Origin of the sequence: Desulfoluna spongiiphila (assembly GCF_900101345.1) — a bacterium.
In the GTDB taxonomy this organism is placed as follows: Bacteria; Desulfobacterota; Desulfobacteria; order Desulfobacterales; family Desulfolunaceae; genus Desulfoluna; species Desulfoluna spongiiphila.
The window spans coordinates 240,360-258,176 of sequence record NZ_FMUX01000004.1 but is presented as its reverse complement, the minus strand read 5'-3'; the positions used below and the strand labels follow the sequence as shown (position 1 = coordinate 258,176).

Genomic DNA, 17,817 nt, shown 5'->3' with positions numbered 1-17,817 from the left:
GGCGCGGTATCCTATTCAATGCCGTTTTCAACGGCATAGACGGCCAGCTCCAGCCGGTTGGTGATGCCCAGCTTTTCATACAGGCGGCTTACCTTGTTTTTGACGGTGCCCTCGGCGTAGTGGAGGGTCTCGGCGATGGTCTTGTTGCTCTCCCCCATGACGATGAGCCGCACGATGTTGATCTCCTCCATACTCAAAAGATCTGTGTAGGTGGCTTTCCCTGGGCCCAGGGGCTTGAACCGTTCCAAAAGGATTTTTCGGGCACCGGGGTGGATCACGGTCATGCCCATGGCCACGCACCGGATGGTTAAGATCAGCTTTTCATAGCCGATATCCTTGGTGATGTAGCCGTCGGCCCCGCCCAGGAAGGCATCGGTGATGTACTCGGGGTTCTCAAAGGTGGTGAGCATCAGCACCTTGATGTCCGGGTGGCTTTTTTTGAGGATGTTCAGGGCGGCCAGGCCGTCGATGCGGGGCATCTCCACGTCCATGAGGATGAGGTCCGGGGCCTTGCGGTTGCACGCTTCGATGAGCTCTTCACCGGAGCCCACGCTGTCTGTGACGGTGATGTGGGGATCGCTGTTGATGATCTGCTCAAGGGAGTTTCTTAAGAGCAGCTGGTCGTCGGCGATGATGACGTGAATATCAGGTACCATGGTATCTCCTGTAACGGGCGACAAGGGAACGGATGCGGGAGAGGTTGGCCTGGGCGTCCCCGATGAGGGCGTCCAGGCGCTCGTTGAACCCTGCCGCATTCCGGGTTTGGGACAAGGCCCGGACCCGGGCGCGGAACTGGTGGATGAATGTGTCCTGGGTGTGGGTGACATCGCTCAACAGGGCGGACACCTCTTTCTCTTTTTCCAGGTCAAAGACGATGTGGGAGTACTGGCGCAGCCTCTGGTTGGCCTCCTCCAGCTGGGCTCTCTGCGTCTCCTGCAGGTCAAGCATCTCGATGTGTCGGGAGATGTCGGTGAAGATAAAAAAGCGGCTATTTTCCTGGGGACCCACGGGCTGGGTACGGCAGGAAATGTGGCTTTTTTCGTCCGGGGAGGAAAAGACCGGGATTGTGTACGGGGTGGCCGGACGCATTCCCTGGGCGACCAGGGCTCCGGGGCCCTCGTCCGGTACGGTGGTGATCCCTTTTTTAAGGAATTTTGCCTTTTGGGCGAGGGGGTTGCGGTAGACAATCTCCCGCTGCTCGTCGCAGAGAATCACCGCGTCGTCGATGAGGTTGGTGATGTTGGCAAAGGCCTGGTCCCCGATGTGATAGGCCCTGAACTCCGTTGAAAAGAGATGGAGCCCGCAAAGGAGAAAGGGGTAGAGGAGGAGCAGGCTTGTCTCCCCCGGGGTGCCCCCGAAAAAGGCCCCTGCCAGGTGCACTCCCAGGGGAAGGGCAAAGAGAAGCAGGGCACGGAGGCGCGACGTCGAGGAGAGGCCGGCTGCAACGGAAAGCAGAAGGATACCGCCGGTGACGGCAAGGTAACCGGTTCCAAAGGCCATGACGTAATGGCTGTGGTTTTGGATAAGCCATGGCCCGTGGGCCTGGAAAAGGATTCCTACCGCGGCGCAGGGGATCAGAAGCGCCCTGGCGGAGAGAAAAGGGGCCAGGGCCGAGCGTTGCCCCATCACATGGAGAACGATACATTCCGTTATCAGGGTGCAGGCCAGCTCAGCCTGCCTGGCGCCGAGGGCAAGGGTCGGGGAGACCACCACTTCGGCTGCAAACCGCATGAACACCGCCGCTCCCAGGGTGGCGTGGGCAGCCAGGATAAGCCGCCCTTTCTGTTTGAATCCCTGGTAGCAGCTGATGACGCCTAGGATGCTGATGGCGGTGAGCAGGCACGTAAGGAAAAGAACAGAGTAAAACTGATCAAATGTGTAGTAACGCCCGTCCCCCACGTCCATTCCTTTGGGTTGGTAAACACCCTGGGGGACGTGGCCGTGAAAACGCCTGTGGTCCGGGCCCCGGGATGCTCCGTCAATGGTTTATAAACGCCCCTGCCGGGGGCGTCTGCCCCATGCGGCGTGTTGCCGTGCATTTGTTTGTTGGAAAAGTTTTCCTATTAATCATGGTTTGTTTTGTCTTGTCAAGGTGGGGGGGCAACGGCGGGAGGGAAGAACGAAAAAAGGCAGGACCGAATCGGTCCTGCCTTTTTCTATTCAATGGAGTCTGCTCCTTCCCCGAATAAAGGGGAAGGGGCAGGACGGGCTGGTCTTAGGGGTTCATCTTGTAAGCGTCCACCAGGGCATACAGGTGGTCGTTGATCACGCGGTTGTATCTCTCTTCGTTGACCACGGGCTTCATGACCATCTGCTTGCAGAGTTCCTGCTGCTTTTCGGTGCTGGAGGGCTTCATGGCAAGGTCGAGGGCGTAGCGGCTCATGTCTCGGACAAAGACGTCAAAGATGGAGTCGAGGATGTCGTCTTCGAGGCCTTCGCGCTTGGCGCTTTCCACGATGAGCTGTGCGTAGGGAACCACGCAGAAGATCTCGCCCATGGCGTAGAGGAAGTCGAAGTTTGCCATCTGGCCCATGAGGTCGTTGGCGGACTCCATGAGGAGCTGCTTGAAGAGTTCCACCTGCTTGATGAAGACCTTGACGTTGGGCAGGTCAACGCTTTCAAAGACAGGCATGTAATCGTGGAACTGGATCTTGCCGTAGCCTTTGGTGGGACCCTGGTTGAAGAGGAAGTCGTCGTTTTCTGCGCCGTTTCTCAGGCCGACTTCTTCGTACTCTTTCGGGTTGAACATGAAGTTGGGGATCAGCTTGGCCATGAGGGCCATGTTGACGTGCTTGGTGCCTTCCAGCTTGGGCATCCCTTTGATCTGGACGGCTGCGTGCTCGAAGTGCTGATCCTTTTCAAAACCCTTGGCTGCCAGAACGTCCCAGATCAACTCGTGAACGATCTCGCCCTGGATGGCCACCTTCATCTTCATGAGGGGGTTGTACAGGAGGTAGCGGCGATCCTCGGGACCGGCGGCGCGCATGTAATCCGTGGCACGCAGGCCGAAGAGCTTCATGGCCGTGATACGGATGTAGGAGTCGAAGAAGAGCTGCTTGATGTGGGGGAATTCGGTGACTTTTTTGCCGAAGATCTCACGGTGGGCCGCATGGTTCAGGCCTTCGTAGAGGGAGTGCGTGGAGAGGCCGATGGCAGCAGAGCCGATGTTGAACTTGCAGATGTTGATGGTGTTGAGCATGTCGTCCCAGGCCTTCTGGCCGCGGGAGAGGATCTCGGCGTCGGTGATGGGGTAGTCATGGAGCTTGAACTCAGAGACGTACATCTGGTCACAGGCAATGACGTTCTGCACGCACTCGTATTTTTCGTGCTTGGAGTCCACCATGAAGAAGACGTAGTCACCGGTGTCGGCAAGCTTACCGAAGACGGTTACGGTTCCGGCTTCGTTGCCGTTGCCGATGTAGTACTTGCTGCCCTGGGCCAGGTAGGTACCGTCGCCCTGGGGGTAGAGTTTCATGTCGCTGGAGTAGATGTCCGCACCGTGCTCCCGCTCGGAGAGGCCGAAGGCGCACAGGGGATTCTCTTTGAGCTTGGCGGCCGCCTTGTGCTTGGCTTCTTCGTTGTCGCCCAGGAGAACGGGGTCCAGGCCCAGGGTGGAGACGTGGTACATGTACCAGTATGCAGAGCTGTAGAACCCGCAGATTTCGGAGAATTCGAACATCTTGTAGGTGCTGTAGTGCTGATTGGGGTCGTCCCCGTAGCCCTTGGGCAGGAAGAGGGTCTCAAAGATGTGCTCGTCACGAATAAAATCGGCAAAGTCACTGGTGAAGGTTCGTTCCTGATAGTCTCTCTTGATAGCCGCAAGACCCTTGTTCTCGAACCAGTCGATGGTCTTGAGCATGATCTCTTTGGAACGCTCGTCCGGGTAATTTCTGTCTTTGTATTTTTTCGGGTTTAAAAGGACCATGGGTTCACCTCCTGAACAACTGAAATAAGCAAATATGTGGATTCGACTCCGAGTATTAAGAAACATTGTTTTGGTAGCACCAATTCCGGGGGGTATCAAGGGATTTTTAGTCGTGTACAAAAGTTTCTTTTGGGGCCTATTGTCAAATATCGTGTATTTACAGCCTTGAACTCATCGAACATTTGTTTGTGTGCAACATAAAAAATAAAATTGGTTGACCAATTTTTAGCCCTGTATTACTTGTGACGTACATTTTTACCATGCGGTAAAAGCTCCTGTACCCCGGTACCACAGGGCGGGTATGGCGTGGGGCATCGGGGTGTTGTTTACCGATACAGCCCCGGTGATCATGTGCCCGGCGTCCTGGTTTTGACGGTACCTTCCACTATTTAAGCTTTTGTGGCCGCCTGCAGCGGCTGCCGGGATGGACCCATGCCCACATGCATTGCAGACACAGTCTTTGAGAGCCTTCGGCGGGATATCTTCAACGGTCGTTACGAGACTGGGAGCCGGCTGCCCTCGGAAAGGGAGCTGGCCGAGCGGTTTGATGCGAGCCGGAATACCGTTCGGGACGCCCTGAGCCGACTCGGTCACATGAAGCTGGTCAAGCGGGTGCCCCAGAGCGGGACCTATGTAACGGATTATCGCAATGAGGCGGCCCTCTCGCTCCTGATTTATTACATCGAAAACAGCCTGGACCTAAACGATGATGTCCTCACCTCTTTTATGGACTTTCGTCTCATCAGCGAGCGATTTGCGGTGAAACGGGCCGTGCACAACCTGACCCCCGAGGACCTTGGGTATCTCCACGGCATCCTGGACGAAAAGCAGGCAGCCCGAACCGACGCACGGGCCCTTGCCGAGTGCGACTATGCCTTCCACGAGTTCCTCTTTCAAAAAGCCGACAGCCTGGCGGTTCAGCTGATCTTCAACACGCTGAAGCCTGTGTTCATCAACTACCTGACCTATTATTACAACCTCGGGGACGACCCCGACGGGATCATCGAGTACCAGAGGAGCCTCGTGTCCGCCCTGGAGACCAAAGACGAAGAACTCTGCGGGTACATGATGGAAAAACTCCTGCTCTTCGGCATCAACCTTATCAAGGAAGCGCGATTGACGGATAAGAGCAGGAAGTAGAAGGGGCAGGTAATACAGGTCATAGGTAAATAGGTCATAGGGGTATAGGGGTATAGGGGGTAGGTAATACGGGGACTAAGGAGTCGTGAGGAGGAGGGACGGGCAGCCTGGGAAAGAGGGCTGCCCGTGGTGGTTTCAGCCCGGATATTTTACGAGCCGGGTGCACCCATATTAAGGCATCAGAGTTGCCGATGCAGTGGTTTACCTCAAAGCTCTGATAACCCAGAAGATGAACGAACAGGTTTAAACATCTTTTTTAAAAGGTGGATGTGGCTTGCCCCGAGGAACGAGGGGCAAATCACATCCGCAACCTGCTTTCAAGGTGGCACACCTTGCCGCCGGAGGCATCGTCTTCGGCGGAGTTATTTTTTCGTTTCCGAGGCCTCGATGGCAGCGTGGGCGGCGGCCAGCCGGGCGATGGGGATGCGATAGGGGGAGCAGCTTACGTAGTCGAGGCCTGCCTTGAAGCAGAACCGCACCGAGGCCGGGTCGCCGCCGTGTTCCCCGCAGATTCCGATTTTGAGATCGGGGCGGGTTTCGCGGCCCCGTTCCACGGCAATTTTGATGAGCTCCCCGACGCCTAAGGGGTCCAGGGTCTGAAAGGGGTCCGCAGAGAGGATTTTTTTCTCAAGATAGGTGGGCAGGAACTCCCCTGCGTCATCCCGGCTGAAGCCGTAGGTGAGCTGGGTGAGGTCGTTGGTGCCGAAGGAGAAAAACTCCGAGAGTTCGGCCATCTGGTGTGCCCTGAGGGCCGATCGGGGGATTTCGATCATGGTCCCGAACTTGTGGACAATGGCGGCAAGGCCGTATTGTCTTGCAACCTCCTCGCAGACCCGGTTGACGATTTTTCTTACGAACACAAGCTCTTCCACGTCGCAGGTGACGGGGATCATGATTTCCGGCTGGGGATGATGCCCGTTTTTGGCAAGCTCTGCGGTGGCTTCAAAGACGGCCTTTACCTGCATCTCGGTGAGATCGGGAAAGCTGATTCCCAGGCGTACGCCCCGGTGCCCCATCATGGGATTGCTCTCCTGGAGGGTCTCGCAGCGTCTTTTGATTTCATTTAAGTCCACGCCAAGGGCCTCGGCCAGCTCCACCTGTTTGGCCCGGGAGTGGGGAACGAATTCGTGCAAGGGGGGATCCAGGGCGCGGATGGTGACGGGCATGCCGTCCATGGCCTTGAGGGTCTCTTTGATCTCCTCTTTGACAAAGGGCTCAAGCTCCCGTACGGCGGCCTTTCGTTCGCCCTCGGTGTCGCTCAGGATAATTTTTCTCAGGATAAAGAGGCGGTCATCCGCTCCGGCGCTGTAAAACATGTGCTCGGTGCGGAACAGGCCGATGCCCTCGGCGCCGTAATTTTTAGCCACCAGGGCATCTTCCCGGGTATCGGCGTTGGCCCGGACCCCCATGGTGCGGTAGGCATCCGCCATCTTCATAAAGCTCTGGAACCGTGAGTCTTCGGTGGCGTCCACCATCTTGAGCTTCCCTTCGTAGACCCGGCCCCGGGTGCCGTTTAAGGTCAGGATGTCCCCTTGGTTGAAGGTCTTGTCTCCGATCTGCATTTTTTTCATGGAGGGGTGGATGGCGATGTCACCGGCCCCGACGATACAGCATTTTCCCCAGCCCCGGGCCACCAGGGCCGCATGGCTGGTCATGCCCCCCCGTGCCGTGAGGATGCCCGATGCCGCGCGCATCCCTTCGATGTCCTCCGGGTTGGTCTCTTCCCGTACCAGGATGACATTGGGGTGGGTCTTGGCGAGCTTGACGGCATCGTCCGAGGTGAAGGCAAGGTGGCCGAAGGCCCCGCCGGGCCCGGCGGGGAGCCCTTCGGTGAGGCACTGGGCCCGGCTCTCTTCATCGGGGTCCACGATGGGATGGAGGAGTTCGTTCAATTGGTGGGGTTTCACCCGTTTGATGGCCGTGATCTCATCAATGAGCCCCTCTTCCAGCATCTCCATGGCCATGACCAGGGAGGCGGTCCCCGTGCGTTTGCCCACGCGGCACTGGAGCATGTAGAGCCGTTCGTTTTCGATGGTGAATTCGATGTCGAGCATTTCCCTGTAGTGGCGCTCCAGGGTGGTACGGATGGACTCAAGCTCCTGATAGGCTGAGGGCATGGTCGCTTCCAGGGATTTGACCCCTTTGTTTGTCTCCCGTTTGGTGGCGTCGTTGATGGGGGCGGGGGTGCGCAAACCGGCCACCACGTCTTCGCCCTGGGCGTTGGCCAGCCACTCGCCGAAAAAGGTGTTTTCCCCTGTGGCGGGGTTTCGGGTAAAGGCCACGCCGGTTGCCGAGGTGTTTCCCATGTTTCCGAAGACCATGGCCTGCACCGTGACCCCGGTGCCCCATTTGTCGGGGATCTGCTCGATACGGCGGTAGGAGCGGGCCCGTTTTCCGTTCCAGCTTTTGAACACAGCCCCGATGGCCCCTTCGAGCTGGGCTACGGGGGAGTCGGGGAACTCTTCTCCCAGCACCGTTGCCACCCGCTCGGTGAACAGCCCGCAAAGGGTTTTCAGGTCGTCTTCGGTGAGATCGGCGTCGTTTTGAAGATTGCGGGTCTCCTTGAAGGCGGCCAGGATCTTTTCAAGCTGGTTGCGGATGCCGTTGCCGTTGACCGCTTCGATGCCTTCGGCTTTTTCCATGACCACATCGGCATACATCATGATGAGGCGACGGTAGGAGTCGTAGACAAACCGGGGGTTGCCGGTTTTCTTGATGAGACCGGGGATGGTCTCCGAGGTGAGCCCCACGTTAAGGACTGTCTCCATCATGCCGGGCATGGATTGCCGACCCCCCGACCGGCAGGAGACAAGCAGCGGATTTTCAGGATCCCCGAAGGCCAGCTCCATGTTCGCCTCAAGGCGCGACAGGGCCTCTTCCAACTGGTCTTCGTATCCTTTGGGGTAGCTTCCGCCCGATTGAAGAAAGGCGTTGCAGCATTCTGTGGTGATGGTGAACCCCGGGGGCACAGGAATGCCCAGGCGGGCCATTTCTGCGAGGTTGGCTCCCTTACCGCCCAGAAGGTTCATCAAGGACGCATTGCCTTCTGTCTTCTCGCCGTTGAAACTGTAGACATACTTTTCCACGCGCGACATCCTCCATGCTTGATCTTGGTTTTACGGTGGGTGTGTGCTTCATTTCGGGACGTTCACGGTTTGCTTGATGTGCATCGTGTGGAGCGGGTCGGTGGCCGGGTTGAGACAAGGGGGCCGTGGGTGTGAATGGTGTGATTTTTTGACTGGGATTAGGAAACGAAACGATTGAGGTGTCACCACGTCCTGTTGACCTTGCACTGGGGACGGCCGGGTGGGTATGGGGTAAAAACCGAAGGACGCTGGACACGATGAAAAGCAAACCATATGAATAAAATACAGGCATGGGTGACCGGTGTCAAGACGGGGGCGGGGGGCTTGGGGGAAAAGGGCCCGGGGCAGGGCGCCCATTGATGCCTTGCCTCGACAACCCTGCCGTGTTACTTGCAGTGTCCCGTGGGATTGATTACAATTACCAGATACCATCTGTAACACCACCGGAAGCCGATGCTTCCCAACCAGCACCCCAATTCCACATCCCGGCACATCACCGAAGGGGAATTGCCCCTTCAATCCCGCACGGGCAAAGGCCTTGTATGCCTCAACCCCATGTGATTCATGTGGCCGTGAACCCCTCGAAAATGAGTGTTGATGACTGCTCACCTGAGCGTATCGGAGAGAGACGTGATCGCAAGATTTTTTCCCTTTTTGACATGGTTTTCCCTTGTGGGCCGGGCTTCGCTGAAGGCAGACCTTCTGGCAGGGTTCACCGGGGCTGTCATCGTGCTCCCCCAGGCCGTCGCCTTTGCGGCCATCGCGGGCCTGCCGCCGGAGTACGGGCTCTACACGGCTATGGTCACCCCTGTTGTGGCGGCCCTGTTCGGCTCGTCCCATCATCTTATTTCGGGGCCCACCACAGCCATATCCATAGTGGTCTTTTCTGCGGTGAGTCAGTACGCCGAACCCGGGAGCGGGTTGTATATCCAGCTTGCCCTGACCCTGACCTTCCTTGCGGGTTTTTTCCAGCTCGCCTTTGGCCTGGCGCGGCTTGGCACCCTCGTGAATTTTGTCTCCCACACAGTGGTGACGGGCTTTACCGCCGGGGCCGCCATCCTCATCGTAACCAGCCAGTTAAAGCACGTCCTGGGGCTGACCCTGCCCCGTGGGGAGTCGTTTCTGGATACCTGGGTTGCCATGGCCGAGCACCTGTCCACGGCCAATGGGTTTGTGGCGGCCATCGCCGCTGTTACCATCGGGGCTGCCGTGGTGTGCCGCAGGTTTGTTCCGAGGGCACCGAACCTTCTGGTGGGGATGGTGGCGGGGAGCATCGCCTGCGCGGTCATGGGCGGGCCCGATCACGGGGTGGCCCTTCTTGGGGAGATTCCGTCACAGCTTCCCCCTCTCTCGTTTCCGGAACTTACCATACCCGCTGTTCGGACCCTGGCACCGGATGCCTTTGCCATTGCCCTTCTGGGGCTCATTGAGGCTGTTTCCATCTCACGGTCCGTTGCGGCAAAGTCCCGGCAGCGCATCGACGGCAACCAAGAGTTCATCGGCCAGGGGCTCTCCAACCTGGTGGGAAGCTTTTTTTCCAGCTACGCGGGGTCGGGCTCCTTTACCCGGTCCGGCATCAACTACGCCGCCGGGGCCAAGACGCCCCTGTCCGCAATCTTTGCAGCCGTTGCCCTCATGGCCCTGGTCCTTCTCATCGCTCCGCTCACGGCCTGGCTTCCCCTGGCCTCCATGGGCGGGGTGATTCTCATTGTGGCGTGGAACCTCATCGATTTCAGGCATATTCGATTTATCCTTCGCGTCAGCCCTTCGGAATCAGCGATTCTTCTGGTGACCTTTCTCTCCACCCTGTTTCTGGAGCTGGAGTTTGCCATCTATATCGGGGTGTTTCTCTCCCTGATCCTTTTTCTTTCGCGTTCCTCCACCCCGGACATTGTGGTGATGGCCCCGGATCCCGCCACCCGGACCCGGCAGCTTACCGATATCGCCAAACGGCCCCTGCATGAATGTCCCCACATGAAGATCATCCGCATCGACCGGTCCATCTACTTCGGATCGGTGAGCAGCATCCAGAACCGCATTGAAGAGATGGTGGAAAAAGAGGGGCTGACCAACATGCTCATCGTCAGCGAGGGGATCAATTACATCGACCTTGCCGGGGCCGAGATGCTGGTGGACCTTTCGGATACCCTCAAGGCGCGTGGTGGCGGGCTCTACTTCTGCAACCTGAAAACCACGGTGTTTCAATTCATAGCCCATGTGGGGTTCATTGACCGCATCGGAGAGGACCACATCTTCGACCACAAGCGCGAGGCCATCGCCGCTTTTGTGGCCAAGCGGGATGAGGCGTGCCGCAGCCAGTGTACCTGCCGGATTTTCAGGGAGTGTGATAAGGATGGGGGCGATGAGCCCTGAGGCTCAGACCAACGTCGCCTCCGGCTGTCCTGCCGGGGGCCAAACGTTTGCCTGATCTTATAACGACGGGTTTAATAAACAGTTTTAAAAAACAGATTCAGTTTAATCTGAACCCTAGGCGAATGTGATTTTCCCTGAGGAACGAAGGGGAAAGTGCATTCGCAACCTGCTTTCGAGGTGGCTCACCTCGCCGCGGGAGGCAAGCTTTTTCCACCCACGTTAACCATAGAAGGCATGGCTTTTGTGAGTTATATTTTTGCACCGCCGCTTATTGAATCACCGCCTGTTATGAATGGATAAAGGAGTTGGGTTATGTCTGTGGACTCGTTGTCGCCGTCTCATTTAAAGGCCCTGGGGCTGCTTTTGGAAGAGGGGCATGTCACCAAGGCCGCTGCGCGGATGCGGGTGAGCCAGTCGGCCATGAGCAAGATCTTGGGAAAACTTCGTGAAGCGTTTTCAGATGATCTGCTCGTGCGGGTGGGAAACCGCCTTGAACTGACGGAACGGGCCCAAGCCATCCGCCCGAGGCTGGAGGTGATCCTGGGCGAGCTGGCCGCCATGGCCTCGGAGGCGCCCTTTGACCCGGCCGGGTGCAGGCGCTGGTTTACCCTTGCCGTCAGCGATTACGTGGCCCAGTTCGTGCTCCCCGATCTTCTCTGCTCTATCCATGCGGAGGCCCCGGGCATCCGGGTCTCCCTGGTCACAGAACGCTCCGACACCGTGGTGGAAGAGCTGGTGGAGAACCGCATCCAGGTGGCAAGTGCCATAGAAGGGGAGGGGCCCCTTCCGCCGGGGGTGGTGTGCCGCTGGGTCGGCACGGACTCCTTTGCCTGTGTGGGGGCCAAGGGGCACCCCCTGGCCCGGAACTGCGATATGGAGGGCTACCTGAAGGCACCCCATGTGGTGGTGACCGGCGGCAGCGACAAGGCCGGACCCATTGACCGGGCCCTTTCCGCCCTGGGCAGGCAGCGCACCGTGGCCCTTGAGACCTCCCTGTTTGCCTCGGCCATGGAGGTGGTGGCCCAGAGTGATTTTATCCTGACCATCCCCGCCCATATCGCCCGTCACCTTGCCCGGCGGTACGACGCCGACGTGTTCCCGCTGCCCTTTGAGGTCCCCCCGTTTCGCTACGGCCTTCTCTGGCATGAGCGCTACAGGCGGGATGCAGCCCACGCCTGGCTGCGCCGGAAGCTTGTGGAGCAGCTGCAGGATTCCGACTATTCCCACTAAAAGGTATTCCGTCTTGGAATCTCCTGTATTCCGGGTATGTGTTTTACATCATGTCTCCATTGGGTTATCGTTTCTCTTTCAGATTGTTACCCAACCATGACAACACGGAGTACCCGATAATGTTCGAATCCCTTGTGGTCGTCCTGGGGGTGGCCCTGGCCGCCCAGCTCTCCCCCGGACCCGACATGATGCTGATCTTCCGCCACACCACCACCTCGCTCCGGGCCGGTATGGCCTGTATCCTGGGCATCTGCCTCGGCTTCACCTTCCATGTGACACTGTCCGTTGCGGGCCTTGCCGTGCTCATCCGTACCAGTCCCGTTCTCTTCAACACCATCCGGTACGCCGGGGCCGCGTACATTCTCTACGTGGGGATCCGCTGCCTCACCGGCAACTCCGGCCTCACCTTCGATGCCAATCAGAGATCCTCGGCCCCCTTTGGCCAGGCCTTTCGAGACGGCCTCTTCTGCAACCTGCTTAACCCCAAGGTCACCCTGTTTGTCCTCAGCGTCTTTTCCCAACTCCTCGCCCCCGAAACCCCCACAGGCATCCGGGCCCTCTTCGGCCTAGCCCTGATCGTCGAGGCCATCGTGGTCTGGACGCTCTTCTCCATGCTCCTGGACAGACCGGCCTTCAGAACCCGCTACGAGCGATTCCAGAACCCCATATCACGGGGCTGCGGCGTGGTTCTCTGCGGCCTTGCGGTGCTGATGGTCGCCGGGTAAACAACAAGCCTCCGGCGGCGAGGTGAGCCACCTCGAAAGCGGGTTGTAGAAACGGTTTATCCTCCTTTTGTGGGGTAGGTGCCGATTGTCGTTTGGTGAAAGGGTCCACACTCCACCGCTGATCTCAATCCCTCTGTAAAAATGGAGCGCCGCACTCCTGTGCGGCAAACGCTTCGCTATACACCCGAATCCACATGAGCGGGGAAAACCAGATAAAAGGCACCATATCCATCTGTATACCCCCCCCCTATTTACAATGATATATCCAATTTTGTTAGTCTGGTTTTTACAGCCCATTACTCTCTTGCATTTGTAACGCTCAAAGAGTAAGAATTTAATGGCGTTTGGATGAATGACTGAATTCGTTGTGCCAGCCAGGTAAGGTACCGGATGGGGCATTGCATTCGTATTGTGGATTTTAATGGAACATTGTTGATGGAGAGAAACGCAAACGTAGTTGCGCAGTGTCCGAAAAAACTGGAATTAGTCGGATTATCGGACAGCCTTGTCCGATAATCTTGCCATAGCTGGATTATCAGACAGTTTTGTCCTTATTTGTCCCTGAGAGGGGATTATCGGACAGAAATGTCGGATAATAATTGTTAGGCTTAGTATTACGTAAAATGTAACATTAAGGAGTTTAGAAGTTGGAAGATGAGAATGTAGAAAACATGAACGATAATGTAAAAACTGAAACTGCTAAAAAAGTAAAAAACAATCAGAATGGATTTTCAAGTTTTTTATGGGATTTAAGTAGTTTGATTTTTTTGATTTGTATACTTCTTTGGAATATTGATGGTGTTTGGCAGACAGATATCAAATTTATCAAAAATATACAAAAAAACTATTTTTCTCAAAAATACAAATCTGAGCAACTTAAAATTTCGAGAATTACGCATAATAACGAAATTATAGAAGATATTCAAAGAAGGTTGGACCGAACAATGCAAAAGTATGAATCTCAACTTGTCCAAGTTAACTCTGAAAAAGAGCAAGCGGAAAAAGTAGCTCTACTTTCTCAACAAAAATTAGAATCATATCTTGAAACTGAAAATAATAAGTGTAGATACTACCAAACAGCATTAATGATAATTAAAAATTTACGTAGGCACTATTCTGAAGATGAACTCCAAAAAATAATTACATGCACAAACCCTGAGTGTGTAGACATTCTGAGTTTTAAAACAGAAGCATTTGATGTTTGTACAAAATAGAGCCTAACCACAAAAAGAAGGGGTCGCACCTACACATTTCACATTTTGGCCATTAATCAGATTTTGGTTTCCAAAATGGCAATATCAAGACCCGTAAGTGTTGATTTACTAATTGGGTCATATTACACCCGACATTTGGTGCGCCATAAGGCCCTGAATATAATGCCCGCTGAAGCAATTACTATGTCGACTGGGATTCGGCCTCATTAGTAAGTGTATTCGCGGGAAAAAAGTCAAGCATAGGTATGTGACCGTTTTTACAAACACCATGCGTTAGATGGACACGGCTTCAGTCGGATGATTAAACGCTTCGAAACACCCAAGGGCAAGTCCCGGTACAGCAGCGTATGGACACTATAGAAAAGGTCTTTGCAACATCAGGGGCGCCTTCGTGTTGAATCGGTTTGCCCTGGGAGGGCGGGCCAAAGTCGATACGCATTGGAAACTTTTTGCCATGGTTCACAACATAGGGAAGCTGGCGCGCTATGCTTGGTGTTGATCAAGTAAAATCTGATTGGGAAGCCTGCGGCGGTCGTATCTATGGCAGCAAAATGAGGGCCTGCTCCGGCAAGTGAGGTTCCATAAAGATCAGATATGGCGTGATAAATTTCGTTAGTTGAATTGTGGCAGCCGTCTGAAAGCTTTCTTTAAAATCAGCCTGGAGAGGCATTCCTGAAAATGGGGTTATTCTACAGGCTCGTTAGGGCCTATCTACCATGGCGAATAAATGTAAATGAATGGAGAACGAATGAAACCTAAAATTGCGGTCATTGGGGAATATTATGAGAATTTCGATCCCCATACTTCCTTGAACAAAGCTCTTGATTACTTGAATGATGAGTATGATTTCGAGTATGAGTGGATAGACACTGAAAGCATTGAAAAAGAAAAAGACCAGATACTGAAAAAATATGCTGGAATTTGGAGCGCACCTGGTAGTCCTTTTAAAAGCTTCGACGGCGCATTGTATGCCATCACTTATGCACGATTGAACGATATTCCACACTTAGGAACTTGTGCGGGCTTTCAGCATGCTGTTATTGAACTTGCAAGGAATATACTTGGAATTGAAGAAGCGCAGCATGAGGAATATGATTCTCAGTCCTCAAGCCTTTTTGTCAATAAATTGGTATGCTCACTTGCAGGGAAAAGCATGGATGTCTATCTCAAAAAAAACACACTTGCTCACAAACTGTACGGCTGTAATGAAACAAAAGAAAACTATTATTGTAATTTTAGCATTAACCCTGAATTCAAGCAACATCTGGCTCATCCTCAGATAGCTGTTTCCGGTGTAGATCAAGATGATGAGATCCGTATCATTGAAATACCGAGTAATAATTTTTTTCTGATTACCTTGTTTGTGCCTCAGACCAAATCGTTGCCGGGTTCTCCACATCCTATAATCAATGGTTTTGTGAATGCTGTCTGTTTAAAGTGAGTAATAATAATCTATTTCACCCTAACCAAGCTAATTCAGCCGACGGAAAAAGCCGCGCGGCTGATTAGCGTGTTAGCAGCTAGGAAATGAAATATTATCATGTCTGATAAGGCAATCAAATTTTGGGGACTGCTCGATCTAAGCTTTGTTGCCTGGTATGTTGTATTCTCCATTACAAATGGCCGCATCCCGTTTTGGTCCGATTTATTAGGCTCTATTGCTGTTTCTAAATCGTTCGGAAATCTGTTGCCAGTTTTCATGTCGGTCACAAGTATCATTTTTTATGTTTCGTTTGTTGTCTTAGGTATTCTCCTTTTTAGGGTGAAAAAACCCGGTGTATTTGTAAGTTACCTACAGTTACCTTTCAGAGTGCTCAGTGTTTCACCATCAATGTTTTTTGTTGTCTGGCCGCTCAAATACTTGTTTGTGGAACCACCGTTAATTCTTGGTGCTATTCTTATGGCTGCAACAGAATCAATTAAACTATTTTCGACAATATTGTGGCATAGAAAACATGCAACAATCTGCTGCTAAGAATGCGCCTGAGGAGAAGGGATCAGATCTACACATTTGGCAAAATAAAATTATTTATAATATTTGTGCGTTATATTCCAAATCAACCGATTTGCATATTCAGTATGGGATAGGTTTGATGTCATTGTCTTCCTGAAGGGTGGAGCCCTCCTTCGGAATAGCCAATTCCGCGCTTTGGCGGAAGCCTTGCACAAAAGAATGTCAAGAAAAAGCTTGTGTAAAATGTGTGGGGCTGTCCCCTACACAGGCGTTTAGCGATATGCCTGGCGTTGAGTAAGAGGAAGCTGGTCGAGAAGCTCACTGTCGTCACGTTGATGATAGCGAAATGTTGCGTGAGCACTTTTTGTGATGGAGCCGAAAAACTTTTATAAAATTCAGCCTGTAGAGGTGTTCTTTTTAAAAGAGTTATTCTGCTGGCTCGTTTGGACCTGAATTTCAACAAGTTATTTGGGGTAATATGTCACTATTTATAGCAATGTTTACATTCTCATTGGCAATGTCAATATCACCTGGCCCAGTAAACATGGTAATAATTTCATCTGGTGTTAGCTATGGTATACGAAGGACTTTTTCGTTTGTTTCTGGTGCGACTATTGGTTTTACAATGCTCTTGCTCTTTGTTGGTTTGGGTTTTTATAGAACAATCAATCTATATCCATTTATTCTAAAATATCTTGGTATTGCGGGTTCCGTGTTTATTATCTACATGGGTTATCTCATAGCGAGGTCAAATCCAGAGTTAAATATCGAAGAGCAAAATAGGCCTACTTTCATTCAAGGGTTTCTTATGCAGTGGTTAAACCCAAAAGCATGGCTGGCTTGTATGGCAGGTGTTTCAATGTTTTCATCACCAATCAGTAATAGAATATTTATTACCTTTTCTCTAATCTATTTTGTAGTTTGCTACTTATCTCTTTTTGCATGGTCTGTATTAGGAAACAAAGTTACTGTAATTCTGAAAAATGAACTTAGAATAATTTTTTTCAATAAAATAATGGGTGGATTGCTAATCTTTACAGCTGCTTTCTTGTTGTATGCTCAATTCAAACAACCATAAAAATAAAAATTTTCTGCAAAGATAGGACCCAAAGAAGGGGGCCGCACCTACACATTTGACATTTTGGGCTCTCGATCAGATTTTGGTTTCTGAAAAGGTAATATTTAGGCCGGTAAGTGGCGATTCATCTATAATCATGGGATAAGTCGAACATAGGTGATGTAATCGCTTTTCACTTTCCAAACACAATTTGCCAGATGGGTACACGGCTGTCAGCCGAATGATTCAGAGAGAAGGGGGCTGACATAGGACAAAAGGTCCTCCATTGTCCTGGAAAGTGCGTGATAATACCATCAATCGAATGAGTATAGCGGCTATTCTGATTAAAGGGACTATTCTACAGGCTCGTTTGGCAGCATACCTACTTTGTATATTCTAAGGAAAAAAATGAAGGCAATTGTAACTGGCGGTAACCGAGGAATCGGCTTCGAAATATCAAAAAAACTTTTGGCCAGAGGCTTTGAAGTTCATGTTTTGTCCAGATCGGGGATCGATTCCCCGGCGGATGGGGTCATCTCCTGGACAGCGGATATTTCAGATTACGAACAGACAACCCAGGTTGTTGACAAGATCGGTCATGCCGATGTGCTCATCAATAACGCTGGAATCATGAATACCAAGACGGCAAGCGACTACTGCCAAGACGATATTCATCATATCCTCAACGTTAATCAGGTTACTTCCGTGCGACTTAGCATCCGCATGGCCGAGAAAATGGCCAGTATTGGTGGAGGCCGGATCGTGAGCATGGGGTCAATTGCTGGCGAAATCGGCCATCCTGACATTTGGTATGGTATTTCTAAAGCAGGAATTATGAATGCCATGCGCTCAATCGCAAGAACATTCGGTCCAACAGGTGTCGTTGCAAACTCGGTGGCTCCCGGGCCTGTGGATACAGACATGATGAAGAACATTCCTCAGGATCGAAAAGAACGTTTAAAAACCGCTACCATCACACAACGATTCTGTTCAGTTGCAGAGGTGGCAGAGACAGTCTGTTGGCTCGCAACAGATGCACCTGCATCCATTAACGGCGAAGTTATTGATTTGAACAATGGGACGAATTACCGGTAAAGGCCCAACTATAGGCTG

General features: G+C 53.0%; 13 protein-coding genes. 9 read left to right on the top strand and 4 right to left on the bottom strand.

Annotation, left to right across the window (positions count from 1 at the left end):
* Positions 1 to 11 precede the first annotated feature (11 nt).
* The 3 genes from BLQ12_RS07885 to BLQ12_RS07880 all read right to left on the bottom strand — a co-directional run bounded on the left by BLQ12_RS07885 (position 12) and on the right by BLQ12_RS07880 (position 3,925).
* Positions 12 to 656: a response regulator gene (locus BLQ12_RS07885; protein ID WP_175469581.1), complete on the bottom strand. Its 645-nt coding sequence runs from the start codon at positions 654 to 656 to the stop codon at positions 12 to 14.
* Positions 646 to 1,899, bottom strand: coding sequence for a nitrogen regulation protein NR(II) (locus BLQ12_RS27355; RefSeq protein ID WP_175469580.1), 1,254 nt, complete (start codon positions 1,897 to 1,899; stop codon positions 646 to 648). Before BLQ12_RS27355 ends, BLQ12_RS07885 begins: the two co-directional genes overlap by 11 nt.
* A 316-nt stretch (positions 1,900 to 2,215) precedes the next feature.
* On the bottom strand, positions 2,216 to 3,925 hold the full coding sequence (locus BLQ12_RS07880) for an acyl-CoA dehydrogenase family protein (protein ID WP_092209980.1): 1,710 nt from the start codon (positions 3,923 to 3,925) through the stop codon (positions 2,216 to 2,218).
* A gap of 432 nt (positions 3,926 to 4,357) precedes the next feature.
* On the opposite strand from BLQ12_RS07880, the gene BLQ12_RS07875 reads away from it, so the two are divergent.
* A complete protein-coding gene (locus BLQ12_RS07875; RefSeq protein ID WP_092209977.1) occupies positions 4,358 to 5,065 on the top strand; it encodes a FadR/GntR family transcriptional regulator in 708 nt (235 codons plus the stop codon).
* 362 nt (positions 5,066 to 5,427) lie between these two features.
* Here the strand turns inward: BLQ12_RS07875 and ppdK are convergent, their stop codons facing one another.
* The gene (gene ppdK / locus BLQ12_RS07870) at positions 5,428 to 8,160 is read right to left on the bottom strand and encodes a pyruvate, phosphate dikinase (RefSeq protein ID WP_437438241.1); all 2,733 of its coding nucleotides are present in this window, start codon (positions 8,158 to 8,160) and stop codon (positions 5,428 to 5,430) included.
* A gap of 621 nt (positions 8,161 to 8,781) precedes the next feature.
* Between ppdK and BLQ12_RS07865 the strand changes: the two genes are divergently transcribed.
* The 8 genes from BLQ12_RS07865 to BLQ12_RS07830 all read left to right on the top strand — a co-directional run bounded on the left by BLQ12_RS07865 (position 8,782) and on the right by BLQ12_RS07830 (position 17,799).
* The gene (locus BLQ12_RS07865) at positions 8,782 to 10,524 is read left to right on the top strand and encodes a SulP family inorganic anion transporter (RefSeq protein ID WP_217640260.1); all 1,743 of its coding nucleotides are present in this window, start codon (positions 8,782 to 8,784) and stop codon (positions 10,522 to 10,524) included.
* Between the two features lie 312 nt (positions 10,525 to 10,836).
* On the top strand, positions 10,837 to 11,754 hold the full coding sequence (locus tag BLQ12_RS07860; RefSeq protein ID WP_092209971.1) for a LysR family transcriptional regulator: 918 nt from the start codon (positions 10,837 to 10,839) through the stop codon (positions 11,752 to 11,754).
* A 119-nt stretch (positions 11,755 to 11,873) separates the two neighbouring features.
* A complete protein-coding gene (locus tag BLQ12_RS07855) occupies positions 11,874 to 12,479 on the top strand; it encodes a LysE family translocator (protein WP_175469579.1) in 606 nt (201 codons plus the stop codon).
* Positions 12,480 to 13,126: 647 nt separating this feature from the next.
* Positions 13,127 to 13,693: a hypothetical protein gene (locus BLQ12_RS07850; RefSeq protein ID WP_092209967.1), complete on the top strand. Its 567-nt coding sequence runs from the start codon at positions 13,127 to 13,129 to the stop codon at positions 13,691 to 13,693.
* 748 nt (positions 13,694 to 14,441) lie between these two features.
* Positions 14,442 to 15,134, top strand: a complete 693-nt coding sequence (locus BLQ12_RS07845) for a CTP synthase C-terminal region-related (seleno)protein (protein WP_175469578.1) — start codon at positions 14,442 to 14,444, stop codon at positions 15,132 to 15,134.
* Positions 15,135 to 15,233: 99 nt separating this feature from the next.
* On the top strand, positions 15,234 to 15,668 hold the full coding sequence (locus BLQ12_RS26935) for a hypothetical protein (protein WP_139163901.1): 435 nt from the start codon (positions 15,234 to 15,236) through the stop codon (positions 15,666 to 15,668).
* Positions 15,669 to 16,125: 457 nt separating this feature from the next.
* Positions 16,126 to 16,725: a LysE family translocator gene (locus tag BLQ12_RS07835; RefSeq protein ID WP_092209963.1), complete on the top strand. Its 600-nt coding sequence runs from the start codon at positions 16,126 to 16,128 to the stop codon at positions 16,723 to 16,725.
* A gap of 387 nt (positions 16,726 to 17,112) precedes the next feature.
* Positions 17,113 to 17,799, top strand: coding sequence for an SDR family NAD(P)-dependent oxidoreductase (locus BLQ12_RS07830; RefSeq protein ID WP_092209961.1), 687 nt, complete (start codon positions 17,113 to 17,115; stop codon positions 17,797 to 17,799).
* Positions 17,800 to 17,817 lie beyond the last annotated feature (18 nt).